This is a genomic window from Bordetella pertussis 18323, assembly GCF_000306945.1.
GTDB classification, from domain to species: Bacteria; Pseudomonadota; Gammaproteobacteria; order Burkholderiales; family Burkholderiaceae_B; genus Bordetella; species Bordetella pertussis.
On record NC_018518.1, the window covers coordinates 784,406 to 810,575 of the forward strand.

The following is a 26,170-nucleotide window of genomic DNA, read 5'->3' on the forward strand; positions in this document are numbered from 1 at the left end:
TCAGGGGCTGGCCGGCAGGGCGGCGGTGCGGGCGGAACGGGCGGGCGCGGCGGCGTCGGTATTCCAGCCTCCGCCCAGGGCCTTGTAGAGCGCGACCAGGCTGGTATAGGACTCCGACTCGGATTGCGCCACGGCATCCTGTGCGCGCAAAAGAGTACGCTGCGCGTCCAGCACCGTCAAATACGGCGCGGCCCCTTCACGATAGCGCGTTTGCGCCAGGTCGGCGGTGCGCTGGCTCTGCGTGGCGCTGTCAAGCAGGTCGCGCAGCCGCTGCTGGTTCTGTCCATAGCGCGTCAACGCGCCTTCCACTTCCTCGATGGCCTGCAGCGCCACCTGTTCGTAGCGCGCCCGCGCCGCGTCGTGCCGGGCCTGGCCCGCGCGCAGCTGCGCCTGGACGCTGCCCAGGTGCAACGCCGGCCAGCTGATCGTCGGCGCCAGCGCGAAGGCCTTGCTGCTGGCCTGGCCCAGGTCGCCGCCGCGCAAGGCAATGAAACCGAGGAACCCGCCCAGGTCGATGCGCGGATACAGTTCGGCGGTGATGGCGCCGACGTCGGCGTTGGTGGCGGCCAGCAGGCGCTCGGCGGCGCGCACGTCGGGGCGGCGTTGCAGCAGCATGGCCACGTCGCCGATGGGCAATTGCGCGGCCAGCGGCGCCAGCGGCTGCTCCTGCCGCAGCTCGCCCAGCTCGGCCGGCCGCATGGCCGCCAGGACGGCGATGTGGTACTGGGCCAGGCGCCGTTGCGTCTCCAGCGGCGCGAGCAGCGCCCGCGTGCCGGCCAGCTCGGCCCGTGCGCTGGCCAGGTCGCCGGCATAGCCGCGGCCGGTTTCCACCAGCGCCGCGGTGACGCGCAGCGTCTCCTGCTGGGTGGCGAGGTTGGCGCGCGCCACGGCCAGCCGTTGCTCGGCGCCGCGCATCTCGAAATAGTTGCGTGCCAGCTCGGCCACCACCACCAGGCGCGTCTGGGCCAGGTCGGCGGCGGCGGCCTGGTCGCGCGCGGCCGCGGCCTCGGCCCGTCGCTGCAGGCGGCCGAACAAATCGATTTCCCAGGTCGCGTCGAAGCCCGCGCGGTAGCTTTGCGCGAGGTTGCGCTGGTCGGGGCCGGGGTTGATCTGCGACAGGCTGCGCGTGTAGCCGCCGGCCGCGGTCACGGTCGGCCAGCGGTCCAGTTCCTTTTCGTCGAGCGCGGCGCGCGCTTCGCGCAGGCGCGCCTGCGCCTGGCGGATATCGAGGTTGCGCGCCAGCGCCAGGCCGATCAACGCGTCCAGCCGGGCATCCTGCAACTGGCGCCACCATTCGCGTTGCAACCGGTCGGCCGAGAACAGCGCCTGTTCGGGGCTGGCCAGCTTCACCGGCGCGGGCGTGGGCGCCTGGTACTGCGGCCCCACGGCGCAGCCGGCCAGCGCCAGCGCGGCAAGCAGCGCGCCGGCGGTACGTGCAAAGGTCGTCGGGACGGGATGCGTCATGATGCGGTCTCGTGTGCGGGGGAGGCGGCGCCCGCCTGGGCGTCCAGCCGCGCCAGTTCGCGGGCGCGCGCGGATTGGCCGGCGGCGCGGTGGTCGCGCGCCAGCAGGGTGTACATGGTGGGCAGCACGAACAGGGTGAACAGGGTGCCCACCAGCATGCCCACCACGATCACCAGGCCGAGGCTGAAGCGGCTGTGCGCGCCGGCGCCGCTGGCGAACAGCAGCGGCACCAGGCCCACCACCATGGCGGCCGTCGTCATCAGGATGGGGCGCAGCCGGATACGCGCGGCCCGCTCCATGGCGGCGCGGCGGTCCAGTCCGGCATGCGCCTGCATCTCGTTGGCGAACTCCACCATCAGGATGCCGTGCTTGCTGATCAGGCCGATCAGGGTCACCAGGCCGATCTGGGTATAGATGTTGATGGTGGCCATGCCGAGCGCCAGCGGAATGAGCGCGCCGCAGATCGACATCGGCACGCTGACCAGGATGATCAGCGGGTCGCGCAGGCTTTCGTACTGGGCGGCCAGGACCAGATAGATGACGATGATGGCGAACAGGAACGTCACCACCAGCGCCGAGCCTTCCTGGCTGTACTGGCGCGCATCGGACTGCCAGTCATGGCTGAAGCCGGGCGGCAGCAGGCGCGCCTGTTCGGTAAGGAACTGCATCGCGTCGCCCATGGTCACGCCGGGCATGGGAATGGCCTGGAACGTGGCGGAATTCAGCTGGTCGAACTGGGTCAGCCGGTTGGGTTCGACGCCCATCGAGATCTTCACCAGCGTGGCCAGCGGCACCTGCGCGCCGCTGGCGCTCTTGACATAGAACTGGCCCAGCGACTGCGGCGTCAGGCGCATGCCGCGCGGGCTTTGCGGTATCACGTCGTACGAGCGTCCGTCCATGCCGAAGCGGTTGACGTAGTTCTCGCCCACCAGCACGGCCAGCGTATCGCCGATGGCCTTCATGGTGACGCCCAGGCTGTTGGCCTTGGCGCGGTCGATGTCCACCCGTACCACCGGATTGTTGTAGTCCAGGTCGCTGTCGACCACCATGAACAGGCCGCTTGCGCGCGCGGCGTGTTTCAAGGTTTCCATGGCGTCGTAGACCACGCGGTAGTCGGCCGCGCTCATCAGCACCATCTGCACCGGCAGGCCGCCGGTCGAACCGGGCAGCGACGGCAGCTGGAATGCGAAGGTGTTGCTGCCCTCGATCGCGTTGACGCGGTTCTGCAGATCGCCCTGGATCTCGTCGGCCGAGCGTTTGCGCGCCTGCCAGGTGACCAGGTTCACCCCGCCGATGCTGTTGGCCACGCCGTCCGAGCCGTTGATGAGCCAGCGGCCGTTCTGCTCGGGAATCTCCTGCATGACGGTGTCCCACTTCTGGCCGAACTTCTCGACGTAGTCGATATTGGCGTGCTGGGGTGACTTGGCGGCGGTCAGGATCATGGCCTGGTCTTCCGCGGGCGCCAGCTCGCGCTGCGCGCTGCCGTACAGCACCGGCAGGTTCGCCAGCACCACGACGGCGATCAGGCCGGTCACCCAGCGGTGGCGCAGCGAGACGTCGAGCACGCGCCCATAGGCGTCGCCCAGGCGCTGGAAGAAGTGCTCGGCCTTGCGCGCCATCCAGCCTTCGGAGACACGGCTGTTCAGCAGGAACGAACTCATCACGGGCGAAAGGGTCAGGGCGATCACGCCCGACACGCCCACGGCCGCGGCCAGCGTGAAGGCGAACTCCTTGAACAGCGAGCCGGTCAGCCCGCCCATCAGGCCGATGGGCGCGTACACGGCGGCCAGGGTGAGGGTCATGGCGATCACCGGCCCGGCCACCTCGCGCGCGCCGACCAGGGCGGCGTGCACCGGCGACTTGCCTTCCTCGATATGGCGGTGCACGTTCTCCACCACCACGATGGCGTCGTCGACCACCAGCCCGATGGCCAGCACCATCGCCAGCAGCGTCAACAGGTTGATGGAGAAGCCCAGGGACAGCATGATGGCAGCCGCGCCCAGCATGGACAGCGGAATCGTCACCACCGGAACCAGCACCGCGCGCAGCGAACCCAGGCACAGGAAGATCACCGCCACCACGATGAGGACCGCCTCGAGCAGCGTATTGCGCACTTCGTCGATCGAGGCGTTGATGAAGCGCGCCAGCTCGAACGGAACCTGCACTTCGACGCCAGGCGGCAGGTTCTGCTTGATGCCCGGCAGCAGGGCGTTGATGCGTTCGACGATGGTCAGGGGGTTGCCGACCGGCGTGGCGTTCAGGCCGAAGTAGACGGCCTTCTCGCCGTCCATGCGGGCGCTGGAGTCGTACGAGGCGGCGCCCAGCTCCACCGTGCCCACGTCGCCCAGCCGCACGATGGCGCCGTCGACCTGGCGCACCACCATGTCGCGGAAATCGGTCAGGCTGTTCAGGTCCGTGTTGACCTGGATGTTGGATACCACGTACAGCCCCTTGGTCTGGCCGGGCGCGGCCTGCACGTTGTTGTCGCGCAGCGCCTGCGCGATCTCGCCCGCCGAGATGCCGCGCGCGGCCATGCGGGCCGGATCGAGCCAGACGCGCATCGCCAGGGTCTGGCCGCCGTACAGGTCCACGCTGGCCACGCCGTCGATGGACGAGAGCTGCGGCAGCACCACGCGCTGCAGGTAGTCGGTCAGCGCGGGAATCGGCATGGTCTTGCTGGAAAAGCCCACGTAGGCCACCGACGTGGCCTCGCCCGAGGACTTGGCCAATACCGGGTCGTAGATCTCCTGCGGCAGCCGGTACTTGACCTGGTTGACCTTGGCCATGATCTCGGTGAGCGCCTTGTTGGAATCGGCGTTCAGCTTCATGCGCACGGTGATCAGGCTGCGCCCCTGGGTGGACGAGGACGAGAGATAGTCGATGTTCTCGACCGTCGCCACCGCTTGCGCGATGGGCTGGGTCACGAAGCCTTGCATCAGCTCGGGCGAGGCGCCCGGGTACTGGGTGGTGATGGTGATGGTGGTGTTTTCGGTCAGCGGGTATTGGCGCACCGGCAGCTCGCCGGTGGCGCGCAGGCCCAGCAGCAGGATCAGGGTGCTGACCACCAGGGCCAGCACCGGGCGGCGCACGAACAGGTCGGTGAATGTCATGGTCGGCCCCGATCAATGGCTGGCCAGCGCCGTGCCGCCGCCGGCGGCCAGCGTGTCCTGGCCGAAGACCTCGACCGCCGCGCCGTTGTGCAGCCGCAGCTGGCCCGAGGTCACGACCCGCTGTCCGGCCTGCAGCCCCTCGGTCACCACGATGCGGCTGTCCACCCGCTCGGCGGTCTTGAGGAACACTTGCCGCACCGTCGCGGGCCGGACGGTGTCGTCCACGACGTAGACCGAGTCGCCGTAGGCGCTGTAGCTCACCGCGGTTTCCGGCACGGTGATGACGCCGGGGCGTTCGGGCAGCGCCACGCGGGCATTCACGTACATCCCGGGCGCCAGCACGCCGTCGGGATTGGGCAGGGTGGCGCGCACCAGCAGGGTGCGGGCCTGTGCCGACACCTGCGGTTCTATGGTGCTGACCACGCCGTCGAATGCCCGGCCCGGATACGCATCCACGCCGACGCTGACGGCCTGGCCGGTCCTGATGTCGCGCAGCGCCTGTTCCGGCAGCGTGATGTCCGCGTACATGGTGCGCGCGTCGGTCAGCGACACGACCGGTTCGCCGGCGCGCACGAATTGGCCCAGGTCGACCCGGCGCACCCCCAGCACGCCGTCGAAAGGCGCCTTGACCTGCTTCTGCTCGACCAGGGCCTGCACCCGGCGCACCTCGCCGGCAGCCTGGTCGTAGGCGGCGCGGGCCTGGTCCAGCTGCTCGGCGGTGGCCGCCTGCTGCGGCACCAGGCGGCGCGTACGTTCCAGCACGCTGCGCGCGTTGCGCAGTTGCGCCTGCAGGCGGGCCAGGTCGCCCTGTTCGGGGGCATCGTTCAATTGCGCCAGCACCTGGCCGGCCCGCACTGCCTGGCCCGACTCGAAGGCGATCCGCGCGATGCGCCCGTCCACTTCGGCGGGAATGACCACCTGGCGGCTGGCCTGCAGCGTGCCGATGCCGGCCAGCGTGACCGGCAGCGGTCCCAGCGCCGCGGGGGCGGCCGCGACCTTGACGGGAGCCATCGTCCAGGCCGGCGCCGAGCCCGCGTCACGCAGGTACAGCCACGCACCTCCCGCTATTGCCACGGCGGCCACGATGCCGGCCGCCAGCGTCCCTTTCTTGCTTTTCATGACGCAACCTAATTATCAAAGAATATTCTTGGATAATTAGTCAAAGCGAGATTACCGTCAAGAAATTAAAGATAATCCGACAGACCTTGTGGGGTTATTGCGGGATTGGGTTTTGGGGGAGATTCAGTCTTGCGCGGCGGGTTCCGGCAGCGTGAACAAGCCGAGAAAGCGCGCAATGCCCGCGCGCGGGCCGCTGTAGCGTAGTTGCTCGGCCGCAACGGCGGCATCGAGGTCGCCATCGTCGTACACCAGCGCCGCCAGCGCGTTGGGGGAGGCTTCGATGGTCGCATCGGGCCGCGCCGGCGGCCGGCCGCGCAGCAGGGCGATCTGGCCGTTTTCCACCCGGGCCCAGAAATGCTGGCCGTTCAGCACCAGTTCGTAGGTGGCGGTCAGGCGGGCGGCCGCGCGCGGGTCGAACATGGCGCGAAACGACAGCACCAGCGAGTCCACGCTCAGCCCGGCCTCGCGCGGCAGGGCCGGCGAGCGAGCGCCCCATTTGCCCAGCTGGAGGATGACCGGCTCCAGCTCGCGGCCCCAGTCCGTCAGTTCGTAGACCCAGGCGCCTGCCGGCGGGTCCAGCTTGCGGCGGCGCAGCACCGCGACGGCCTCCAGCTCGGTCAGGCGCTGCGTCAGTACATTGGGGCTGATGCCTGGCAATCCCTTGCGCAGGTCGGTAAAGCGCTTGGGGCCGAGCAACAGCTCGCGCACGACCAGCAGCGCCCAGCGCTCGCCGACCAGATCCAGCGCATGGGCGCCCGCGCACCCATCTTCATAGCTTCGTTTGCCTGCCATGCCTGTGCCGCCGGGCTTGCCTGCCCGCCAGTATGCGGTTCCAAAATAGGACCATTGACTCCGCTATCAGGAGTATTGCGCCGATATTACCAGTCCGGCGCGCGAGGCGGCGCCACACCTAGGTGTGAAGATTCAATAGGTTGTATGCATGGTTCATCCGAACCGGATTTGAGAAACTGGAAATCGCCGATCCCCCAGTTCACTCAAGGAGCCCGGCCGGATGAACACCCATAAGCATGCCCGATTGACCTTCCTACGTCGACTCGAAATGGTCCAGCAATTGATCGCCCATCAAGTTTGTGTGCCTGAAGCGGCCCGCGCCTATGGGGTCACCGCGCCGACTGTGCGCAAATGGCTGGGCCGCTTCCTGGCTCAGGGCCAGGCGGGCTTGGCCGATGCGTCCTCGCGCCCGACGGTCTCGCCCCGAGCGATTGCGCCGGCCAAGGCGCTGGCTATCGTGGAGCTGCGCCGCAAGCGGCTGACCCAAGCGCGCATCGCCCAGGCGCTGGGCGTGTCAGCCAGCACCGTCAGCCGCGTCCTGGCCCGCGCCGGTCTGTCGCACCTGGCCGACCTGGAGCCGGCCGAGCCGGTGGTGCGCTACGAGCATCAGGCCCCCGGCGATCTGCTGCACATCGACATCAAGAAGCTGGGACGTATCCAGCGCCCTGGCCACCGGGTCACGGGCAACCGACGCGATACCGTTGAGGGGGCCGGCTGGGACTTCGTCTTCGTGGCCATCGATGACCACGCCCGCGTGGCCTTCACCGACATCCACCCCGACGAGCGCTTCCCCAGCGCCGTCCAGTTCCTCAAGGACGCAGTGGCCTACTACCAGCGCCTGGGCGTGACCATCCAGCGCTTGCTCACCGACAATGGCTCGGCCTTTCGCAGCCGCGCCTTCGCCGCGCTGTGCCATGAGCTGGGCATCAAGCACCGCTTTACCCGACCTTACCGCCCACAGACCAATGGCAAGGCCGAACGCTTCATCCAGTCGGCCTTGCGTGAGTGGGCTTACGCTCACACCTACCAGAACTCCCAACACCGAGCCGATGCCATGAAATCCTGGCTACACCACTACAACTGGCATCGACCCCACCAAGGCATCGGGCGCGCTGTACCCATCTCCAGACTCAACCTGGACGAATACAACCTATTGACAGTTCACACCTAGGCAGGTCCGGTGCCGTGTGTTAGTAATAGGGCCGGTACGGGGCTGCGAGGGCAGCCGATGACCATCGACCAGAGGCGCGCGCATGCAAAACGAACTCAAGCCGACCATCAACAAGCCGGTGTTCCTGACCTCGGCGCTGTTCATCCTGCTGCTGGTCGTCTTCACGATCGCCGCTCCGGCCACCGCCCAGGACTTCTTCAACGTGATCCAGGCCTGGATCCTGGGCAACGCCAGCTGGTTCTACATCCTGACCGTGGCCATCATCCTGCTGGCGGTCATCTTCGTGGCGGTCAGCCGCTACGGCAATATCAAGCTGGGGCCGGACCACAGCGAGCCCGACTACCGCGATATCACCTGGTTCGCCATGCTGTTCTCGACCGGCATGGGGATCGGCCTGATGTTCTTCGGCGTGGCCGAGCCGGTCATGCACTTCATCGATCCTCCGGTGGGCGAGGGCGGCACCGCGCTGGCGGCGCGCGAGGCCATGAAGATCACTTTCTTCCACTGGGGCCTGCACGCCTGGGCCATCTATGCCAGCGTGGCGCTGGTCCTGGCCTTCTTCTGTTTTCGCCATGGCCTGCCGCTGACCCTGCGCTCGGCCCTCTATCCCCTGATCGGCGAGCGCATCTACGGCCCGATCGGCCATGCCGTCGACATCTTCGCCATCATCGGCACGGTGTTCGGCGTGGCGACGTCGCTGGGCCTGGGGGTGGCGCAGATCAACAGCGGCCTGAACCACCTGTTCGGCGTGCCGGTCGGCATACCGACGCAGATCATTCTCATCGTCATCAGCTGCGGGCTGGCCACGATTTCGGTGGCCAGCGGGCTGGACCGGGGCATCCGCATCCTGTCGGAGACCAATCTGCTGCTGGCGGTGGTGCTGCTGCTGTTCGTGCTGGTGCTGGGGCCCACGGTGTTCCTGCTGCAGACCTTCGTGCAGAATACCGGCGCGTACCTCTCGGATATCGTCAACAAGACCTTCAACCTCTATGCCTATGAGCCGACCGACTGGATCGGCGGCTGGACCTTGTTCTACTGGGGCTGGTGGATTGCGTGGTCGCCCTTCGTGGGCCTGTTCATCGCGCGGATCTCGCGCGGGCGCACCATCCGCCAGTTCGTGGGCGGGGTATTGCTGGTTCCCGCCGGTTTCACCCTGTTCTGGATGACGGTGTTCGGCGATGCCGCCATCCACGCCATCCTGGTCGAAGGCATGGGCAGCCTCGCCGAGACCGTCAAGGCCGACAGTTCGCTGGCCTTGTTCGCCTTCCTGGAGCACCTGCCCTGGGGAAGCGTGACGTCCGTCGTGGCGATCGTGATGGTGGTGGTGTTCTTCGTGACCTCGGCCGATTCGGGCGCGCTGGTGGTGGACCAGCTGGCGTCAGGCGGCGCCGAGAGCACGCCGGTCTGGCAGCGCATCTTCTGGTCCACCCTGATGGGCGTGGTCGCCATCGCGCTGCTGCTGGCCGACGGCCTGCAGGCGCTGCAGACGGCCACCATCGCCAGCGCGCTGCCGTTTTCGATCATTCTGCTGCTGGCCTTGTGGGGGTTGTTCAAGGCGCTCAGGCTGGACGCCACCAAGCGCAGCCTGCTTCATCGCACCATCACGCGCACCCAGCCGGTGCGCGGCCAGAACTGGGAGCACCGCCTGCGCAACATCGTGATGATGCCGCGCCGCGCGCATGTGCTGCGCTTCATTTCGGACGTGGTGCGTCCCGCCATGGACGACGTGGCCGAAGCCTTGCGCAAGGAGGCCTACGAGGCCCAGGTGGTCGATGGCGAGGAGGGCGAGGTCAGGCTGGAGGTGTCGCATGGCGTCTACCTGGACTTCTCCTATGCCGTCTACCCGCGCTCCGAGGTGCGCCCCAGCCTGACGCCCCAGGAGGCCAACGACGAAGAGGAGCGCCGCTACTTCCGCGCCGAAGTGCACTTGCGCGAGGGGGGACAGGACTACGACATCATGGGTTGGACGCGTGACGAGGTGATCGGCGACATCCTCGACCAGTACGAGCGCCACCGCCACTATCTGCACGTGGTGCATTGACGCCCGCGCGGCTCCTACAATCGCCGCATGACGCTCAAGCAACTCGAAGCCTTCTACTGGGCCGCCACCTGCGCCAGTTTCGCGGTGGCGGCCGATCGCCTGCACCTGTCGCTGTCGTCGCTGTCCAAGCGGATCGCCGAACTCGAGTCGGCGCTGGGCCTGGACCTGTTCGACCGCAGCGGCCATCGCGCGGTCCTGACGGCCGCCGGCGAACGGCTGCTGCCGCAGGCGCGCGACTTGCTCGCCAGCGCCGATCGCATCCGCGCCAGCCTGCGCGCCGAGCCCGAGCTGGGCGTGCGCTGCCGTTTCGGCGTGGGCGAACTCAGCGCGCTCACCTGGCTGCCCAGGCTGATCGGACGCGTGCGCGGCCGCTATCCGGGGCTGGCGCTCGAACCCTATGTGGATGTCGGCCAGGTGCTCAAGCGCAAGGTTGCCGAAGGCGAGCTCGATTTCGCCGTCGTGGCCGGCGCCTCCTCGCACAGCGCCATCGCGTCCGCGCCGGTGGGGCAGGCGCATTTCGCGTGGGTGGCCGCGCCGTCGGTGGCCGGGGCGGCCCAAAGCCTGACGCCGCAACTGCTGGCCGGCACCGCGCTGGTTTCGCTGCCCGACGGGGCGGGCACCACGCGCCTGCTCGATCCCTGGCTGGCCGGCGGCGCGCCGGCCGGTCCGCGCCTTGCCGGCTGCCCTGAGCGCGCCTTGCGGGGCACGCCGCGCCTGCGCTATCTTTGATCGCATGACCCAACCCCTACGCGGCGGCCTGAGCGGGCGCGAGCCCCTTTTCATCGTCTTGAACACCGGCTCCGGACGCGATGACGCGCCCGCCGCGCAGGCCGCCATCGTGCATGTGCTGCAAGCCGCCTCGCGCGCGCACACGCTGATGCCGGTCAGCGACGCCACGGCGCTGCCGGGCGTGGCGCGCCAGGCTGTCGAACGCGCGTGCGCCGAAGGGGGCATCGTCGTGGCCGCCGGCGGCGACGGTACGCTCAATGCCGTGGCGCGCGCCGTACTGGGCTCGGGCGTGCCGTTCGGCATCCTGCCGCAAGGCACCTTCAATTTCTTCGGGCGCGCGCACGGCATCCCGCAGGATGCGCACGCCGCGACCCGCTGCCTGTTCGACGCCCGCATCGAGCCCGTGCAGGTCGGCTTGCTCAACGACCGCCTGTTCCTGGTGAACGCCAGCCTCGGCCTGTACCCGCAATTGCTGGAAGACCGCGAGGCGTACAAGCAGCGCTATGGGCGCAGCCGCATGGTGGCGCTGTGGTCGGGCCTGGTGACCCTGCTGCGGGCGCCGCCGCAACTGACGCTGCAACTGGAGCATGGCGGCCAGGCGCGCACGCTGCGCACGCCCACGCTGGTGGTGGGCAACAACGCGCTGCAGCTCGAGCGCCTGGGCATCGCCGAGGCGGCGGCGCTGCAGCAGGGGCAATTGGTCGCGATGTCGGTGCGCCCGGTGGGCACCCTGGCGCTTTACGGCCTGCTGCTCAGCGGCTTGTTCAGCCGCCTGGGCGAGGCCGACAAGGTCGTCAGCTTCGGCTTTGATCGCCTGACCGTCCGCGTGCGCGGGCGGCGGCGCGTCAAGGTGGCCATGGATGGCGAAATCTCCTGGTTGCCGACGCCACTGCAATTCCAGGTCTCGCCCGAGCCGCTGCGCCTGCTGGTGCCGTCGCCTGGCCAGCGGCTGGAGGCGGCATGATGCGCGTGCTGCATATTTCGGATACCCACTTCGGCACCGAGCGCGAGCCGGTGGTGCATGCCTTGCATGCGCTGGCCGATACGCTGCGCCCCGACCTGGTGGTATTGGGCGGCGACATCACACAGCGGGCCCGGCGCGGCCAGTTCGCCGCGGCGCGGCGCTTCATCCAGGCCCTGCAGCGGCCGGTGCTGGCGGTGCCGGGCAACCACGACATTCCGCTGTTCAACCTGGCCGCGCGCCTGTTCGATCCCTATGGCAATTACCGGCGCGCCCTGGGCGCGGTGCTCGAGCCCGTCTACGAGGACGACCGCCTGCTGGCCATCGGCGTCAACAGCACGCGCGCGGCGCGTCGCAAGAACGGCGAGGTGTCGCGTACGCAGGCGCAGCGGGTGGCGCAGCGCCTGCGTGACGCGCGTCCCGGCCAGCTGCGGGTGGTGGCGCTGCATCACCCGGTGCACGCCATGGTCGAGAGCGACCAGCGCAATCTGCTCATCGGGCGCGAGTTCGCCGTGCCTGCCTGGGTCGACGCGGGTGTCGACCTGATACTGGGCGGGCATATACATTTGCCGTACGTGGCGCCGCTGCATGGCAAGGCCGGCGAAGCCGGCCGGCGCGCCTGGACGGTGCAGGCGGGCACGGCGGTTTCGCGGCGCGTGCGGGGCAGGGTGCCCAACTCCGTCAACCTGATCGATTACGCGGCGCAAGCCGACAGCCCGGCCTGTACGGTGCAGCGCTGGGATTTCCAGACGGACAGCGGCGCGTTCGTCCTCTTCGGGCAGCAGGTGCTGGCCCTGAATCGCGCGCGCGGATGACGCGCGCCGCGGCGCGATGCCGCTGTTCGTGAACCTTTTGGCCGACGTTTCGTCTATTGACCCCATGGAATCCTACGCAGTCTGGATTGCTGCCCACCCCATCATCATCTTCGTCGCCGCGCCGGTCCTGGCCGCGGCAGGCGCGCTGTTGCTGTGGCAACTGGTCGCCGGCCTGCCCGCGGGCCGCCGCCGCACCATGGTCTTCGCCGTGCTGGCGCTGGTGGCGGTGGGGGTGTTCGGCGCGCTGGCCGCCTCGGTCGAGCACCAGGGCGGCATGGTCGCGTTCGACCAGGCGCTGGCGCGCGCGCTGGGGCTGTCCATGCCGGCCGCGTTGCTGTGGGTGCTGTCCTGGTTCACGCATCTGGGCGATCGAACCTTGCTGACCCTGGTGGCGGTGGGCATGACGCTGACGCTGCTGTGGCGGCGGCGCTGGGTGCTGGCCGGCGCCTGCGTGGCCGCGACGGGGGGCGCGGGCGCGCTGAACTGGCTGCTCAAGCGCGCGTTCCAGCGGGTGCGCCCGGACCATCTCCACGGCTACACGCTGGCCGACGGCTGGAGCTTCCCGAGCGGGCATGCCTCCGCCTCCATGGCCGTCTATGGCATTGCCTGCTACCTGATGTTGCGCACCTTGCCGGCGCGCTGGCGTTCGTCCGCGTTGGCCGGCGTGGCGGCCCTGATCGTCGCGATCGGGGTCAGCCGCGTGCTGCTGCAGGTGCACTTCCTGAGCGATGTGGTGGCGGGGTTCGCCATTACCGCCGCCTGGCTGGCCCTGTGCGTGGCCGTCACCGAATGGGCGCTGCGCGTCAACGCGCGAGCATGAGCCGCAGCAGCGCTTGCGGTCCGGCGCGCTCGCCGGCCACCTCGCGCGGGTCGGCGTGGCGGTAGTCCGCGCCCGCTTCCGAGACCGCGGCGCCCAGCGCCCGGACCCAGTCCGGCGGGCTCGGGCACAGGTCCAGTACCCGCTTGCCCTGCAGGTCCACGCCCACCTTGCCGTCGCTGAACCGCTCCAGGGTGCGGTCGATTTCCCGTTCATCGGTAAGCGCCAGCACGATCACGGCCGACTCGCGCAATGCCTCGGCGGCGCTGGCGGCCAGCGTGGCCTGGCCGCGAAATGGTTCGCAGCGCAGCGGCTGGCGGTCATAGAGCGTCAACGAGACATCCGGGGCGGCGTGCAGCAGCGCATGGGCCGCCTGGCTGCCGGTGGCCCCCAACCCGATGATGGTGATCTCGCGCGTCATGGCGCCGGTACGGCCCAGGCGCTGACGACATGCGCGACCGGCTCGTCCGCGCCATCGCAGCGCAGGATGGCCTCGGCCATGGCCAGCCGGCCCGTCTTCAGGACCCGCGCATCGGCGATCACGGCGGCGCCGGACGTCTTGCGCAGGAAGTGGATCGTCAGGTTGGCGGTCACGGCGCCGGCCTGCCCGGTGGCGCCGACCACGGCCGCATACATCGTCAGGTCGGCCAGGCCCATCAGCATGGGGCCGGCCACGATGCCGCCCAGGCGCTGATGGGTATCGCGCGCCGGCAGCACGGCCCGCGCCGTGCCATGGCCGATATCGACCACGTCGATGCCCAGCACCTGGGCGAAGGGATGCTGGTCGGCCAGCAGCCGGTGGAACTCGGCCAGCGTCATGCGCGCGCGGGGTTCGGCGGCGGGGATATTCATGTCAGCGCTGCTCCAGGGCGGTGATGAAACTGTCCAGCAGCGATTCGGCCTGCTGGCCCAGCGACTTGAGCCGGCGCGTATGAAACAGCAGCAGCAGACCCATCAGATAGGTGAAGGTGTTCATTTCTTCCAGGGCGATGCGCTCGGCCGGCCAGCGGCGGGTGCGCGCCAGGCCCGTGCCCAGCAGCTCCACGCAGGTGCGCAGGCGCGCGTTCAGCCTGTCGTCCATTTCGCGCCCCAGGCCGCGCGGCCCCAGGCCGCGAAACAGATACAGGCCCAGCGAGAATTCGGTCTGGCGCGTCGTGTAGTAATTGAAGAAGGCAACGATCACGCTGCGCGCGGCCTGGGCGTCGACAGCGTCCCGCAGCGCGTCGGCCAGGCTTTGCCGCAGACGCTGCAGCGACGCCTCCAGCACGGCGCCATAGATGGCTTCCTTGCCGTCGAACCATGGATAGATCGCACCGGTCGTGCAGTCGGCCTCCTTGGCGATGGCGCGGATCGTGGTGTTTTCCAGGCCATCGCGCGCGAACACGCGCTCGGCGGCTTCCAGGATCAATTGCCGTCGCAGCGCGGCTAGCTGTGAACTGTCAATAGGTTGTATTTGTCCAGGTTGAGTCTGGAGATGGGTACAGCGCGCCCGATGCCTTGGTGGGGTCGATGCCAGTTGTAGTGATGTAGCCAGGATTTCATGGCATCGGCTCGGTGTTGGGAGTTCTGGTAGGTGTGAGCGTAAGCCCACTCACGCAAGGCCGACTGGATGAAGCGTTCGGCCTTGCCATTGGTCTGTGGGCGGTAAGGTCGGGTAAAGCGGTGCTTGATGCCCAGCTCATGGCACAGCGCGGCGAAGGCGCGGCTGCGAAAGGCCGAACCATTGTCGGTGAGCAAGCGCTGGATGGTCACGCCCAGGCGCTGGTAGTAGGCCACTGCGTCCTTGAGGAACTGGACGGCGCTGGGGAAGCGCTCGTCGGGGTGGATGTCGGTGAAGGCCACGCGGGCGTGGTCATCGATGGCCACGAAGACGAAGTCCCAGCCGGCCCCCTCAACGGTATCGCGTCGGTTGCCCGTGACCCGGTGGCCAGGGCGCTGGATACGTCCCAGCTTCTTGATGTCGATGTGCAGCAGATCGCCGGGGGCCTGATGCTCGTAGCGCACCACCGGCTCGGCCGGCTCCAGGTCGGCCAGGTGCGACAGACCGGCGCGGGCCAGGACGCGGCTGACGGTGCTGGCTGACACGCCCAGCGCCTGGGCGATGCGCGCTTGGGTCAGCCGCTTGCGGCGCAGCTCCACGATAGCCAGCGCCTTGGCCGGCGCAATCGCTCGGGGCGAGACCGTCGGGCGCGAGGACGCATCGGCCAAGCCCGCCTGGCCCTGAGCCAGGAAGCGGCCCAGCCATTTGCGCACAGTCGGCGCGGTGACCCCATAGGCGCGGGCCGCTTCAGGCACACAAACTTGATGGGCGATCAATTGCTGGACCATTTCGAGTCGACGTAGGAAGGTCAATCGGGCATGCTTATGGGTGTTCATCCGGCCGGGCTCCTTGAGTGAACTGGGGGATCGGCGATTTCCAGTTTCTCAAATCCGGTTCGGATGAACCATGCATACAACCTATTGAATCTTCACACCTAGCGATCGGGCAGGCGTTCGCGGCGCGGGGCGGGCTGGCGGGGACTCGAACGATGCGCGCGCCGATGGCGCGCCGGGACTGCTGGTCTCTGCATGGGGCGGCGCCGGTCGCGGCGTCGGTCTTTTTACAAGGTGCTTATTTTGTTATAATTATACGTTATTTGATTCAATTTGACATATTATGGCGCTCTCGCTCGCGTCTGTCATTTTTGATCGACTTAACGGCAGCATCGCGGGAATCTTGAGCCGGCCTCACTGGCATCGATCCCCATATAATCCGGCATCATGCCTATCCCCATTCTCATGTACCACCAGATCGGCGAGCCGGCGCCACGCGGCACGCCGTATCGCGGACTGACGGTCCATCCCGCCAGCTTCCGCCGCCAGATGACCTGGCTGCGGCGCTTTGGCTATCGGGGCCTGTCGATGCGCGACCTGATGCCCTATGTGCGCGGAGAGCGCAGCGGCAAGGTATTCGGCATCACGTTCGACGACGGCTACCGCAACGTGCATCGCAACGCCATGCCCGTGCTGGGCGAACTGGGCTTTACCGCCACCAACTATTTCGTGGCCCACCAGCTCGATGGCGGCAACGTGTGGGATCTCGAAAAAGGCATCCCGTTCTCGGCGCTCATGAACGCACAGGAAATGCGCGAGTGGCACCAGGCCGGCAACGAGGTCGGTTCCCACACGCTGGACCACGTGCACCTGCCGCGCATGGCCGCCGACGAAGCGCGGCGCCAGATCTGCCAGTCCAAGGACGAACTCGAACAGGTGCTGGGCGCGCCGGTGACGGCTTTCTGCTATCCCTATGGCGACCACACGGACGAGCATCGCGCCATGGCGCGCGAGGCCGGCTACGACAACGCGACCCTGACCGTGCGCGGGCTGGCCTCGGCCGCCGACGATCCCTACGGCCTGCCGCGCGTCACGGTTTCGCGCTCGACCCACTTGCTGCGCTTCCTGCAAAAAACCCTGACCGGCTATGAAGACAGGCGCCGCCGCGGATAAGCGACGTTTGCGTATTGCGCTGCTGGTCGACCGGTTCGGCAATCGCTTCGGCGGCGCCGAAGCCTATGGCGTCGAATTGATGCGGATCCTGGCGCGGCGGCACGACGTCACGGTGGTGGCGCGCGAATACGACAGCGACCTCGCCTTGCCCTTTCTGCCGGTGCGTGTCAGCTGCCGCCTGCCCAGCTGGCTGCGGGTGCTGTATTTCGCTTGGCGCGCCGCGCGCCTGACGCGCGCCGGCTTCGACATCGTCCATTCCCACATGAACGGGGGAGCGGGCGATGTGCAGGTCATGCACGTCACGCCCGTGCGCTACAACTGGCTGTGCCGGCCGGGCTTGCGCCGGCGCCTGACGGCCTGGACCAGTCCGCGGGTGGCCACCTACCTCGCGCTGGAAAAGGCCCGCGTGGCCCAACGGCCGGGCAAGCGCGTGGTGGCGGTGTCCGAGCTCATCGTCGAACAGATGCGCGACGCCTACGGCGTGGGCCTGCCCATGGAGACGATCCCGCCTGGCGTCCAGCTGCCCGCGCCGTCAGACCCGGCGCGCCGGGCCGCCACGCGCGCGGCGCTGGGCTGGGGCGAGGACGACCTGGTCTGCCTGCTGGTGGCGCGCAACCCGCTGCGCAAGGGGCTGCCGGCGCTGCTGGCCGCGCTGGCGCACTTGCCGGCCCGCTACCGCCTGCTGGTGGTCGGCGCCGATGGTCCGGCGCGCCAATGCGTCGGCGACAGCGGGCTGGCCGATGGCCGCGTCCGCCTCGTCGACCCCACGCCGGGTGTCGCGCCTTACTACGAGGCGGCCGACATCTACGTGCACCCGACGCTCAACGACAGCTACGGCATGGCGCCGCTGGAGGCCATGTCGCATGGCTTGCCCGTGGTGGTGAGCAGCGCCGATTATTGCGGTTTCGCGCAGTATCTGGCCGATGGCCGTGATGCGCTGATCCTGCGCGACCCGCGCGACGGCGCCGAGGTGGCGCGCGCGGTGGCCGCGATCGGCGATGGCGCGCCCCTGCGCGCCGCGCTGTCGGCCGCCGGCCTGGCGCTGGCGCGCGCGCAGAGCTGGGAGGCGGTCGCCGCCCGCTACGAGACCTTGTACGAAACCCTGTTGCGCGAACGCGCGGTCGGCTGACGTCTGCGGTATCGGCGCCCGTCAACACTGCGGTGTGCCTGTCCCAGTGGGGACAGGCACACCTCGCCGCGGATGTCAGCTCCCGTCCGGGGACACAGGCACCCTTGCCACAGGTGTCGCTCCCTCAGCGCGCCGGCAAGGTAAGTTCTTCCAGTTTCAGCAGCCAGGTCATGGCCTGCTCCCGGTCGTCGGCGCACAGTTCGGTGCTCGGTTGCAGCGAGGAGCAGACGTCGGGCCGGTCGGGATGGCCGAAAATCCGGCAGCGCATGTCGTCGTCGAGCTGCACGCATCTGGACCCGGCGGGCTTGCCCTGCGGCATCCCCGGGATGGGGCTCGAAATGGATGACGCGATGCAGCAGGCGCCGCAGCCGGGCCGGCACGATAGCGTGGCGGACATGCCGTTACACCCAGCCGCGCAGCCAGTAGACGAACAGGCCGGCGTATTCCTTGATGATGGAGCGGCTGGCGTCGAAGCTGCGCTGGTCGGGCAGCCAGGGCGACAGCGAGCCGTCGGCCGGCGCTACGATCTGCGGCGGCGCGGGGGCGGCGATGGCCTGCACGCCCTGCTTGGAGAACGCCGCCATGGCGCGCGGCATGTGCAGCGCCGAGGTCACCAGCAACACCTTCTGGATGCCGTGCTGGCGCAGCGTGTCTTCCGTCAGCGCCGCGTTCTCGTAGGTGGTGCGGCTGGCGTTCTCCAGGATCAGCGCGCTTTCCGGCACGCCATGCTGGCGCATCCGGTAGGCCATGCCGCGCGCTTCGCTGATGTCGCCCTCGAGCGCGCCGCCCGACAGCACCACCTTGGACGCGCGGCCGGCCTGGAACAGTTCGGTGGCGGTGTCCACGCGCACTACCGCGGTTTCCTTGTCATACGGCAGGAACCAGTTGGCGCGGCCATTGGCGGTATTGCCGCCCAGCACCACGATGGCGTCGGCGGTGGGCGACTGGTCCGGAGGCAGGTGCGGGTAGCGCGACTCCAGCGCCCCGCCCAGCCACAGCGAGGTGGCCGGCAGCGACCAGGCCAAGGCCCACAGCAGGCCGCCGGCGATCAGGGCCGCACCCGTCTTGCGCAGGCGGAACAGGCCCAGCACCAGGCCGAGGACGACCAGCGTCAGGCACAGATTCAGGGGAATGATCAGATTGGTGAGGAAACTCGATATGGCCATGTCGGGTTGGGTTTACGCGCCGCTCAGTAGTTCGAGCGATTTTTCCATTACTTGTTCTGGCCCTGGCCAGCGTGTTTCGGAGCCCAGGCAGACCGCCCGGGGCGACCACGGGCCGGTGCGCCCCGGGCGGGTCACGCCGAACAGCGTCAACTGGCGGGCATCGACCGCCGCCGCCACATGGGACACGCCTGAATCATTGCACACAACCAGGGCGGCGCGCTGCGCCAGGGCCGCGAAGGCGCCCAGCCCCAGCGGCGGCAGCAGCGTGGCGGAGGGCGCGTTGCGGCGGGCCTCGGCGACTTCGGCCGGTGGGGGGCACATTACCACGGTCTGGCCGCGTTCCTGCAGGGCGCGGGTCAAGGCGTCGAAGCCCGGCCATACCTTGACCTTGCCCTTGTGCAGGCCGGTGGCGGTGGGGGCGATCAGCACGAACGGCCGGCCGGCCAGCTGCTGCGCCTGCAGCAATTGCCCGGCCGCGTCGCGATGCGCCTGCGTCAGCGGCAGGTCCAGCAGCGCGCCCGGCTCGACGGGCCCGGCCGGCAGGCCCCAGCGCTGCAGGGCCGCGCGGGTCAGGTAGTGCCACGACTGCACCGCGTGCAGGCTGGCGCCGGGCTTGTCCACCGGCCAGCGCAGCAGCGGACTGCGGCCGTCGTCGCGGTAGCCCGCGCAGGGTATGCCGGCCAGCCGGAACACCGCGGCGCTCGACAGCGAGTCCGGCAGCAGCAGGCCGCGCGTGGCGGCGCCGCCGCCCAGGGCGCGCCGGTGCGCGGCCACCGTGGCCCGGTCGCGCAGCACCTTGCCGGTCATGGGCAGGAAATCCTGCTTCGGCACGCCGGCCAGCAGGTCGCGCGCCCAGGGGCGCGCGCAGACGACCAGCGGCGCGCCGCTGTCCTGCAGCGTGCGCAGGCTGGGCAGGCTCATACAAACATCGCCGATCCAGTTGGGCAGGCGGACATAAATGCACGAAATGGTGGTCATCGGAGTGTGCGTGGTATGCTGGCGTGGCGGCCGGGTCGGCCGGACGGTTGTCGGGCGGCGGGTGGCCGACGGTACAATCCCGGGCACGATTGTATTAAAGCGAGTGTTTCCTTGAATTCTGCCGCACGCAATGCGCCCGCCGGCTCCCAGCCGGTCAAGGCCGAACTCTGGAAGCGGGTCTACAGCCGCGTAGGCTCTTACTGGAAGGGGCTGGTGCTGGCCGTCCTGCTGATGGCCGGCGCCGCCGCGACCCAGCCCACGCTGGCAGTCATCATGAAGCCGCTGCTCGACGATGGCTTCTCGGGCGCCAAGCCGCATTATGTCTGGTTCCTGCCGCTGGCGGTGGTGGGGCTGATCCTGCTGCGCGGAATCTGCAATTTCTTCAGCGACTACCTGCTGGCCTGGGTGGCCAACAACGTGCTGCGCGGCATCCGGGGCGAGATGTTCGAGCGGCTGCTGGGCCTGCCCGATGCCGACTTCAAGCGCGGCGACACCGGCCGCCTGCTCAACCGCTTCACCATCGACGCGGGCAACGTCACCGGCTACGCCACCGACGTCATCACGGTGCTGGTGCGCGAAACCCTGGTCGTCATCGCCCTGATCGGCGTGCTGCTGTACATGTCGTGGGCGCTGACGCTGATCATCCTCGTCATGCTGCCGGTGTCGGTGGGCATCGCCCGCGCCTTCACGCGCCGGCTGCGCCGCATCAACCGCGAAACCGTCAACATGAACGCCGAGCTCACCCGCGTGGTCAGCGAGGGCATCGACGGGCAGCGTGTCATCAAGCTGTTTGACGGCTATGACGCCGAGCGCCGCCGTTTCGACTTCGTCAACTCGCGCCTGCGCCGCTTCGCGATGCGCAGCGCCACCGCCGACGCGGCGCTCACGCCGCTCACGCAGGTGTGCATCTCGGTCGCCGTGGGCGCGGTCATCGCCGTGGCCCTCAGCCAGGCCAACAGCGGCGCGCTCACCGTCGGCAGCTTCGCCTCGTTCATGGCCGCGCTGGCGCAGATCTTCGATCCGATCAAGCGCCTGACCAACCTGGCCGGCAAAATGCAGAAAATGCTGGTGGCCGCCGAAAGCGTGTTCACCCTGGTGGACCAGACGCCCGAGGCCGACGCCGGCACGCGCGCCTTGCCCGAACCGGTGCGCGGCAAGGTCGAATTCCGTGCGGTCAGCCATCGCTTCCCGGACGCCGATCGCGATACCGTCAGCGCCGTGTCGTTCCTGGTCGAGCCGGGCCAGACCGTGGCCCTGGTCGGACGCTCGGGCAGCGGCAAGACCACTCTGGTCAACATGCTGCCGCGCTTTGTCCTGCCCGATGGCGGCGACATCCTGTTCGACGATGTGCCCATCCAGGATCTCACCTTGCGCAGCCTGCGCTCGCATCTGTCGCTGGTCAGCCAGGACGTGGTGCTGTTCGACGACACCATTGCCGCCAACGTGGGTTATGGCGCCGGCGGCACCGTCGACGACGCGCGCGTTCGCGACGCGCTGGCCGCGGCCAACCTGCTGGAGTTCGTCGACGGCTTGCCGCTGGGCATCCACACGCCGGTGGGCCAGAATGCCGCCCGCCTGTCGGGCGGCCAGCGCCAGCGCCTGGCGATCGCCCGCGCCCTGATCAAGAACGCGCCGGTCCTGATCCTCGACGAGGCGACCTCGGCGCTGGACAACGAATCCGAGCGCCAGGTGCAGGCATCGCTGGAGCGGCTGATGCGCGGGCGCACCACGCTGGTCATCGCCCACCGGCTGTCCACCGTGCAGAACGCCGACCGCATCATCGTGCTGGACGCCGGCAAGATCGTCGAGCACGGGCCGCACAGCGAGCTGTTGGCCGCCAACGGCCTGTACGCCTCGCTCTACAACATGCAGTTCCGCGAGGACTGAGGCCCGCGCCGGCGGGCCTGCGTCAGCAGCGCCGCGCCTGCCAGCAGCGCCGCGGCGGTCGCTGCCACGACCGCGTACGCATGGTCGAACGCCTGGTAGGCCATCGGCAACACCTGTTGCGCCCATTGCGGCGCCATGGTTTCGGCGGCGGCCAGCGCCTGGTCCAGGCTGTCGCGCAACTGCGCGGCGGCCGGCGCATCGGCCGGCAATACCAGCGTGCGGGTGTAGACCGTGGTCATGATGCTGCCAAACAGCGTCACGCCCAGCACGCTGCCCAGTTCGTATGCCACTTCCTCGATCGAGGCGGCCATGCTGGCGCGGTCGGCGGGCGCGTGCAGCATGACAGCGGTCGAGGCGGCGGTCATGGCGCCGCCCAGGCCGGCGCCCAGCAGGGCCAGCACCGCCATCTGGCCGGCCAGCGGCCACTCGGTGCCGACGACCATGCCGGCCGCCCCGACGCCGGCCAGGGCCAGCGCGGTACCCATGACGCGGCGCTCGCCCGCGCGGCCCAGCCACAGGCCGGCCAGCGGTCCGGCCGCGGCCGCCGCCAGCGGCACGGGCAACAGCAGCAGCGCGGCCTGCAGCGGCGTCATGCCCTGCACCAGCTGCAGCCGCTGGCTGAGCACCAGCTCCACGCCCACCAGCGTCAGCATGGCGATCAGGGCGACCGCGACGCCGCGGCTGAATCCGGCGTCGCGGAACATTCCCACGTCGATCATCGGCTCGGCCTGGCCGCGCTGGCGGCGCGCGAACAGCGTCATCGCCACGGCGCCCACCGCTACCGCAAGCATGGCCACGCCATAGCCCGGTGCAGGCTTGCCCAGTTCCTTCAGCCCGAACACCAGTCCCAGCAGCGCGGTCATGATCAGCACGGCCGCGCCCAGGTCCCAGGGACGATGGGCCGCCGGCTGCCCCGCCGGCACCAGCCGCCACGCCGGCCAGAGCAGGGCCAGCACCACGGGGACGTTGATCAGGAACACCGAGCCCCACCAGAAATACTCCAGCAGCACGCCGCCGACCACCGGCCCCAGGGCCGCCCCGCCGGAGGCGATGGCGGCCCATACGCCGATGGCCAGGGCGCGTTCGCGCGCGTCCGTGAACACATGGCGCAGGATCGCCAGGGTGGCGGGCATCATCAGCGCCGCGCCGATCGCCAGCAGGCCGCGCGCGACGATCAGCAGGGTGGCCGAGGGCGCATAGGCCACGCACAACGAGGCCGCGCCGAATGCCGCCAGCCCGCTGGTGAACGTGGCGCGCGGCCCCCAGCGGTCGCTCAGGGCGCCCATGGCCGGCAACAGGCCGGTGACCACCAGCGGATAGGCGTTGATGATCCACAGCTTTTCCGCTGCCGAGGCATGCAGGTCGTGGGTCAGGCGGGGCAATGCCGCATACAGTACAGTCGTATCGACCGTGATCAGGAAGAGGGCGCTGGCGATGATGGCCAGCACCAGCCAACGGTTTTGAGGCCGCATGATGGAATGCCTTGAAAAAAGTCACGCCGGAACGGGCGTGCCTATAATATAAATCCATACGTATGTATTGAAAAGAGGCCCGCATGGGACGAAAACGCAGCATTGACCGCGACAAGGTGCTCGACGCGGCCGAAACCATCGTCGTGCGCGACGGCGCCAAGGGCCTGACCATCGACGCGGTCGCCAGGGAAATGGGGGTCACCAAGGGCGGCATCCAGTACTGCTACGGCAGCAAGGACGCCATGATCGAGGCGCTGTTCGAGCGTTGGGACAAGGCCTACGAAACACTGTTCCAGGCGGTGCTCGGCGAGGATGCCTCGCCGCGCGGGCGGGTGCGCGCCCACGCCGAGGCCACCCGTCGCGCCGACGCCACATCCAATGCCAAGGCGGCCAGCCTGCTTGCCGCGCTGATCCAGGCGCCCGAATTGCTGGGCAGCACCCGGTCCTGGTATCGCAGCCGGCTCGACGGCCTGGACGTCGATACCGAAGCGGGCCGGCGCGCGCGGCTGGCCGTGCTGGCCACGGAGGGCGCCTTCCTGCTGCGCTTTTTCGGCCTGATGGAGATGGACGAGTCCGAATGGCAGGCGATTTTCCGCGACATCCGCGCCGTGCTGGTGGATGCGCCGTGAACCGCCGTCCGGCAGGGGCCGCGAGGGGGAGCGATGCCATCGGCATTGCGCGCGCCGTGGCCGGCCCGGCCGCTCTGACCGCAACGCAGAGCCCGGCCATGGCCGCCCGCACCGCTTATCTCGGCCCGGCCGGGTCGTGGACCCACCAGGCCTGCCTGGACCTGTACGGCGCCGACGGCCTGGTGCCGTTGTCGCGCGAAGCCTTGTTCGCCGCCTACGCGGACGGCAAGGTCGAGCGGGCCTGCGTGCCGGTCGCCACCTCGGTGGTCGGGCTCACGCCCTATATGGAAGACGTGCTGGCGCTGCCCCGCGTGGTCGTGGTGGCCGAGTACCCGAAGATGCTGGGCTACAGCCTGCTGGCGCGTCCCGGCACGCGGCGCGAGGACATCAAGGAAGTGCATGCCCATCCCGTTGCTTTCGAAGAGGTCCGGCCCTGGCTGGAGCGCGAGATGCCCGGCGCCCGGCGCGTGCCGGCCGCCAGCGGCGGGGCCGCGGCCCAGGCCGTGGCCGCCAGTGCCACGCAGGACAAGGCATCGTTCGGCCCCAGGGTCGGGGCATCCGTCTATCAGTTGGTCTCGCTGGCCGATGGCATCGAAGAGGGGCCCCACAACGTGACGCGCTGGTGGGTGCTGGGCCGCGACATGCCGGCGCCGACCGGCAAGGACAAGACCTCGCTGCTGGCCTGCATCCCGGATGCCCGGCTGGCGCCGCTGCTGGCCGATTTCGCGCAGGCCGGGGTGCCGATCCTGACCATCTACGAGCGCCCCGCCAGGAAGACGCTCGATGCCCATCGCTATGTGGTCGAAGTGGCCGGCCACGTCCGCGATGACGCGCTGGCCGGCCTGCTGGCCCGGCAGGGCGAGCTGCGCGTGCTGGGTTCGTACCCGCGGCGCTATTGAAGAACCCGGCCGCTGCATGCCGGGCCCGATGCGCTAGATCAGAATGATGTCGTACTGCTCTTGCGAATACTGGCTCTCGACTTCCAGCGAGATCTGCTTGCCGACGAAGTCGCCCAGCATCGCCAGGTGCTGGCTTTCCTCTTCCAGGAACAGGTCCACCACGCCCTGCGCGGCCAGGATGCGGAACTCGCGCGGATTGAACTGGCGCGCCTCGCGCAGGATCTCGCGCAGGATCTCGTAGCACACGGTGCGCGCGGTGCGCACATTGCCGCGCGATTGGCACATCGGGCACGGCTCGCACAGCTGGTGCGCGAGCGAGTCGCGGGTACGCTTGCGCGTCATCTCGATCAGTCCCAGCTGGGTGAAGCCGTTGACCGTCATGCGCGTGCGGTCGCGCGAGAGCGCCTTTTTCAGTTCGGCCAGCACGGTTTCGCGGTGGTCCGGGTCTTCCATGTCGATGAAGTCCAGGATCACGATGCCGCCCAGGTTGCGCAGGCGCAATTGGCGCGCGATCGCCTGCGCGGCTTCCAGGTTGGTCTTGAAGATGGTGTCGTCGAAGTTGCGCCCGCCCACGAAGCCGCCGGTATTGACGTCCACCGTGGTCAATGCCTCGGTCTGGTCCACGATCAGGTAGCCGCCCGACTTGAGGTCGACCCGGCGCGACAGCGCGCGTGCGATTTCCTCGTCGACGTTGGCCGTGTCGAACAGCGGGCGCTCGCCGCTGTAGTGGCGGATGCGCTCGGCCACCGAAGGCGTATACACCCGCGCCCATTCCTGCAGGGCGCTGCTGGTGCTGCGCGAATCGACCAGGATGGTGCCGGTATGCGGGCCGACCATGTCGCGCAATACGCGCTGGCCGAGCGTGAGGTCCTGGTGCAGGGCCGTGGGGGCGGGCTGGCTGCGCGCGGCCGCTTGCACGCTGGCCCACAGCTTGCGCAGGTACTCGAGGTCGGCGGCGATTTCCTCGTCGGTGGCTCCTTCGGCCTGCGTGCGCACGATGAAGCCGCCTTTCTCCTCCGGCGGCATCAGCGCCTGCAGGCGCTCGCGCAACTGGGTGCGTTCGGACTCGGAATCGATCTTTTGCGAAATGCCGATGTGGGGATCGTGCGGCAGGTACACCAGCATGCGTCCGGCGATGCTGATCTGCGTGGACAGCCGCGCGCCCTTGGTGCCCAGCGGGTCCTTGATGACCTGCACCATCAGGGTCTGCCCCTCGAACAGCAGCTTCTCGATCGGCGTGGGCGTCTGGCCCTGGCTGCGTTCGCTGCGGTTCTCCCGCAGGTCGGCGATATGGATGAAGGCGGCGCGCTCCAGGCCGATATCGATGAAGGCGCTCTGCATGCCCGGCAGCACGCGCACGACGCGGCCCAGATAGATATTGCCCACGTGGCCGCGCTGGACGCTGCGCTCTACATGTAGTTCCTGCACGGCGCCTTGCTCCACCAGGGCGACGCGGGTCTCAAACGGGGTAACGTTGATCAGGATGTCTTCCGTCATTGTGGGCA

The 26,170-nt window shown here is 68.9% G+C and carries 24 protein-coding genes and 1 pseudogene; 12 read left to right on the plus strand and 13 right to left on the minus strand.

Going from position 1 to position 26,170, the window contains the following annotated elements; all coding sequences use genetic code 11:
• From BN118_RS03725 to BN118_RS03740, 4 genes are all read right to left on the minus strand, one after another.
• Nucleotides 1-1,464, minus strand: a complete 1,464-nt coding sequence (locus BN118_RS03725; protein WP_014905535.1) for an efflux transporter outer membrane subunit — start codon at nt 1,462-1,464, stop codon at nt 1-3.
• Complete coding sequence (locus BN118_RS03730) at nt 1,461-4,574, minus strand: MexW/MexI family multidrug efflux RND transporter permease subunit (RefSeq protein WP_014905536.1); 3,114 nt, start codon at nt 4,572-4,574, stop codon at nt 1,461-1,463. Before BN118_RS03730 ends, BN118_RS03725 begins: the two co-directional genes overlap by 4 nt.
• Before the next feature lie 12 nt (nt 4,575-4,586).
• Nucleotides 4,587-5,693 carry an efflux RND transporter periplasmic adaptor subunit gene (locus tag BN118_RS03735; RefSeq protein WP_014905537.1) on the minus strand — a complete coding sequence of 369 codons (1,107 nt, stop codon included), beginning with the start codon at nt 5,691-5,693 and terminating at the stop codon, nt 4,587-4,589.
• Between the two features lie 123 nt (nt 5,694-5,816).
• Nucleotides 5,817-6,485 (minus strand): winged helix-turn-helix transcriptional regulator, encoded by a 669-nt coding sequence (locus BN118_RS03740; protein WP_010930032.1) that lies wholly within the window; start codon nt 6,483-6,485, stop codon nt 5,817-5,819.
• A gap of 220 nt (nt 6,486-6,705) precedes the next feature.
• Here BN118_RS03740 and BN118_RS03745 point away from each other — a divergent pair, with 220 nt between their 5' ends.
• From BN118_RS03745 to BN118_RS03770, 6 genes and pseudogenes are all read left to right on the plus strand, one after another.
• A complete protein-coding gene (locus BN118_RS03745) occupies nt 6,706-7,656 on the plus strand; it encodes an IS481-like element IS481 family transposase (protein WP_005013747.1) in 951 nt (316 codons plus the stop codon).
• A gap of 82 nt (nt 7,657-7,738) precedes the next feature.
• Complete coding sequence (locus BN118_RS03750) at nt 7,739-9,697, plus strand: BCCT family transporter (protein WP_003813960.1); 1,959 nt, start codon at nt 7,739-7,741, stop codon at nt 9,695-9,697.
• Between the two features lie 27 nt (nt 9,698-9,724).
• Nucleotides 9,725-10,375, plus strand: a pseudogene (locus tag BN118_RS03755) (LysR family transcriptional regulator); the annotation flags it as partial.
• A gap of 55 nt (nt 10,376-10,430) precedes the next feature.
• The gene (locus tag BN118_RS03760) at nt 10,431-11,390 is read left to right on the plus strand and encodes a diacylglycerol/lipid kinase family protein (protein WP_014905538.1); all 960 of its coding nucleotides are present in this window, start codon (nt 10,431-10,433) and stop codon (nt 11,388-11,390) included.
• Nucleotides 11,387-12,202 carry a metallophosphoesterase family protein gene (locus tag BN118_RS03765; RefSeq protein ID WP_003813954.1) on the plus strand — a complete coding sequence of 272 codons (816 nt, stop codon included), beginning with the start codon at nt 11,387-11,389 and terminating at the stop codon, nt 12,200-12,202. Before BN118_RS03760 ends, BN118_RS03765 begins: the two co-directional genes overlap by 4 nt.
• A 16-nt stretch (nt 12,203-12,218) precedes the next feature.
• Complete coding sequence (locus tag BN118_RS03770; protein ID WP_003813952.1) at nt 12,219-13,022, plus strand: phosphatase PAP2 family protein; 804 nt, start codon at nt 12,219-12,221, stop codon at nt 13,020-13,022.
• Here the strand turns inward: BN118_RS03770 and BN118_RS03775 are convergent.
• Genes BN118_RS03775 through BN118_RS03790 form a run of 4 tightly spaced genes read right to left on the minus strand, consistent with a single transcriptional unit; the run spans nt 13,006 to nt 15,395 of the window.
• Nucleotides 13,006-13,440: an NAD(P)-binding domain-containing protein gene (locus BN118_RS03775; protein ID WP_003813951.1), complete on the minus strand. Its 435-nt coding sequence runs from the start codon at nt 13,438-13,440 to the stop codon at nt 13,006-13,008. The two genes, BN118_RS03770 and BN118_RS03775, sit on opposite strands and share 17 nt — an antisense overlap.
• Nucleotides 13,437-13,871, minus strand: a complete 435-nt coding sequence (locus BN118_RS03780) for a PaaI family thioesterase (RefSeq protein ID WP_003813949.1) — start codon at nt 13,869-13,871, stop codon at nt 13,437-13,439. Before BN118_RS03780 ends, BN118_RS03775 begins: the two co-directional genes overlap by 4 nt.
• A 1-nt stretch (nt 13,872) precedes the next feature.
• Nucleotides 13,873-14,427, minus strand: a complete 555-nt coding sequence (locus tag BN118_RS03785; RefSeq protein ID WP_080453630.1) for a TetR/AcrR family transcriptional regulator — start codon at nt 14,425-14,427, stop codon at nt 13,873-13,875.
• Between the two features lie 17 nt (nt 14,428-14,444).
• Nucleotides 14,445-15,395 (minus strand): IS481-like element IS481 family transposase, encoded by a 951-nt coding sequence (locus tag BN118_RS03790; protein WP_010929577.1) that lies wholly within the window; start codon nt 15,393-15,395, stop codon nt 14,445-14,447.
• 17 nt (nt 15,396-15,412) lie between these two features.
• On the opposite strand from BN118_RS03790, the gene BN118_RS19820 reads away from it, so the two are divergent.
• The 3 genes from BN118_RS19820 to BN118_RS03800 are packed head-to-tail and all read left to right on the plus strand — an operon-like array spanning nt 15,413 to nt 17,634.
• Nucleotides 15,413-15,739: a hypothetical protein gene (locus BN118_RS19820; protein WP_135186269.1), complete on the plus strand. Its 327-nt coding sequence runs from the start codon at nt 15,413-15,415 to the stop codon at nt 15,737-15,739.
• 40 nt (nt 15,740-15,779) lie between these two features.
• Nucleotides 15,780-16,505, plus strand: a complete 726-nt coding sequence (locus BN118_RS03795; protein ID WP_003813221.1) for a polysaccharide deacetylase family protein — start codon at nt 15,780-15,782, stop codon at nt 16,503-16,505.
• A gap of 7 nt (nt 16,506-16,512) precedes the next feature.
• Entirely contained in the window at nt 16,513-17,634 is a 1,122-nt protein-coding gene (locus BN118_RS03800) for a glycosyltransferase family 4 protein (RefSeq protein ID WP_010930872.1), read from the plus strand.
• Between the two features lie 124 nt (nt 17,635-17,758).
• On the opposite strand, the gene BN118_RS03805 is transcribed toward BN118_RS03800, so the two are convergent.
• From BN118_RS03805 to BN118_RS03815, 3 genes are read right to left on the minus strand one after another with little or no spacing between them, the layout of a single operon-like run.
• Nucleotides 17,759-18,031 (minus strand): YkgJ family cysteine cluster protein, encoded by a 273-nt coding sequence (locus BN118_RS03805; RefSeq protein WP_014905539.1) that lies wholly within the window; start codon nt 18,029-18,031, stop codon nt 17,759-17,761.
• A gap of 4 nt (nt 18,032-18,035) precedes the next feature.
• The gene (locus tag BN118_RS03810; protein WP_010930871.1) at nt 18,036-18,800 is read right to left on the minus strand and encodes a YdcF family protein; all 765 of its coding nucleotides are present in this window, start codon (nt 18,798-18,800) and stop codon (nt 18,036-18,038) included.
• A 12-nt stretch (nt 18,801-18,812) separates the two neighbouring features.
• A complete protein-coding gene (locus BN118_RS03815) occupies nt 18,813-19,778 on the minus strand; it encodes a glycosyltransferase family 9 protein (protein ID WP_010926806.1) in 966 nt (321 codons plus the stop codon).
• A gap of 15 nt (nt 19,779-19,793) precedes the next feature.
• Between BN118_RS03815 and msbA the strand changes: the two genes are divergently transcribed.
• Nucleotides 19,794-21,665 carry a lipid A export permease/ATP-binding protein MsbA gene (gene msbA / locus BN118_RS03820; protein ID WP_010928167.1) on the plus strand — a complete coding sequence of 624 codons (1,872 nt, stop codon included), beginning with the start codon at nt 19,794-19,796 and terminating at the stop codon, nt 21,663-21,665.
• Here msbA and BN118_RS03825 read toward each other — a convergent pair.
• A complete protein-coding gene (locus BN118_RS03825; protein WP_010930869.1) occupies nt 21,638-23,137 on the minus strand; it encodes an MFS transporter in 1,500 nt (499 codons plus the stop codon). The two genes, msbA and BN118_RS03825, sit on opposite strands and share 28 nt — an antisense overlap.
• An 83-nt stretch (nt 23,138-23,220) precedes the next feature.
• On the opposite strand from BN118_RS03825, the gene BN118_RS03830 reads away from it, so the two are divergent.
• The gene (locus tag BN118_RS03830) at nt 23,221-23,766 is read left to right on the plus strand and encodes a TetR/AcrR family transcriptional regulator (protein ID WP_003813206.1); all 546 of its coding nucleotides are present in this window, start codon (nt 23,221-23,223) and stop codon (nt 23,764-23,766) included.
• Nucleotides 23,763-24,665, plus strand: a complete 903-nt coding sequence (locus tag BN118_RS03835) for a prephenate dehydratase (RefSeq protein WP_014905540.1) — start codon at nt 23,763-23,765, stop codon at nt 24,663-24,665. Before BN118_RS03830 ends, BN118_RS03835 begins: the two co-directional genes overlap by 4 nt.
• A gap of 33 nt (nt 24,666-24,698) precedes the next feature.
• On the opposite strand, the gene rng is transcribed toward BN118_RS03835, so the two are convergent.
• Entirely contained in the window at nt 24,699-26,162 is a 1,464-nt protein-coding gene (gene rng / locus BN118_RS03840; RefSeq protein WP_010930867.1) for a ribonuclease G, read from the minus strand.
• Nucleotides 26,163-26,170: the final 8 nt, after the last annotated feature.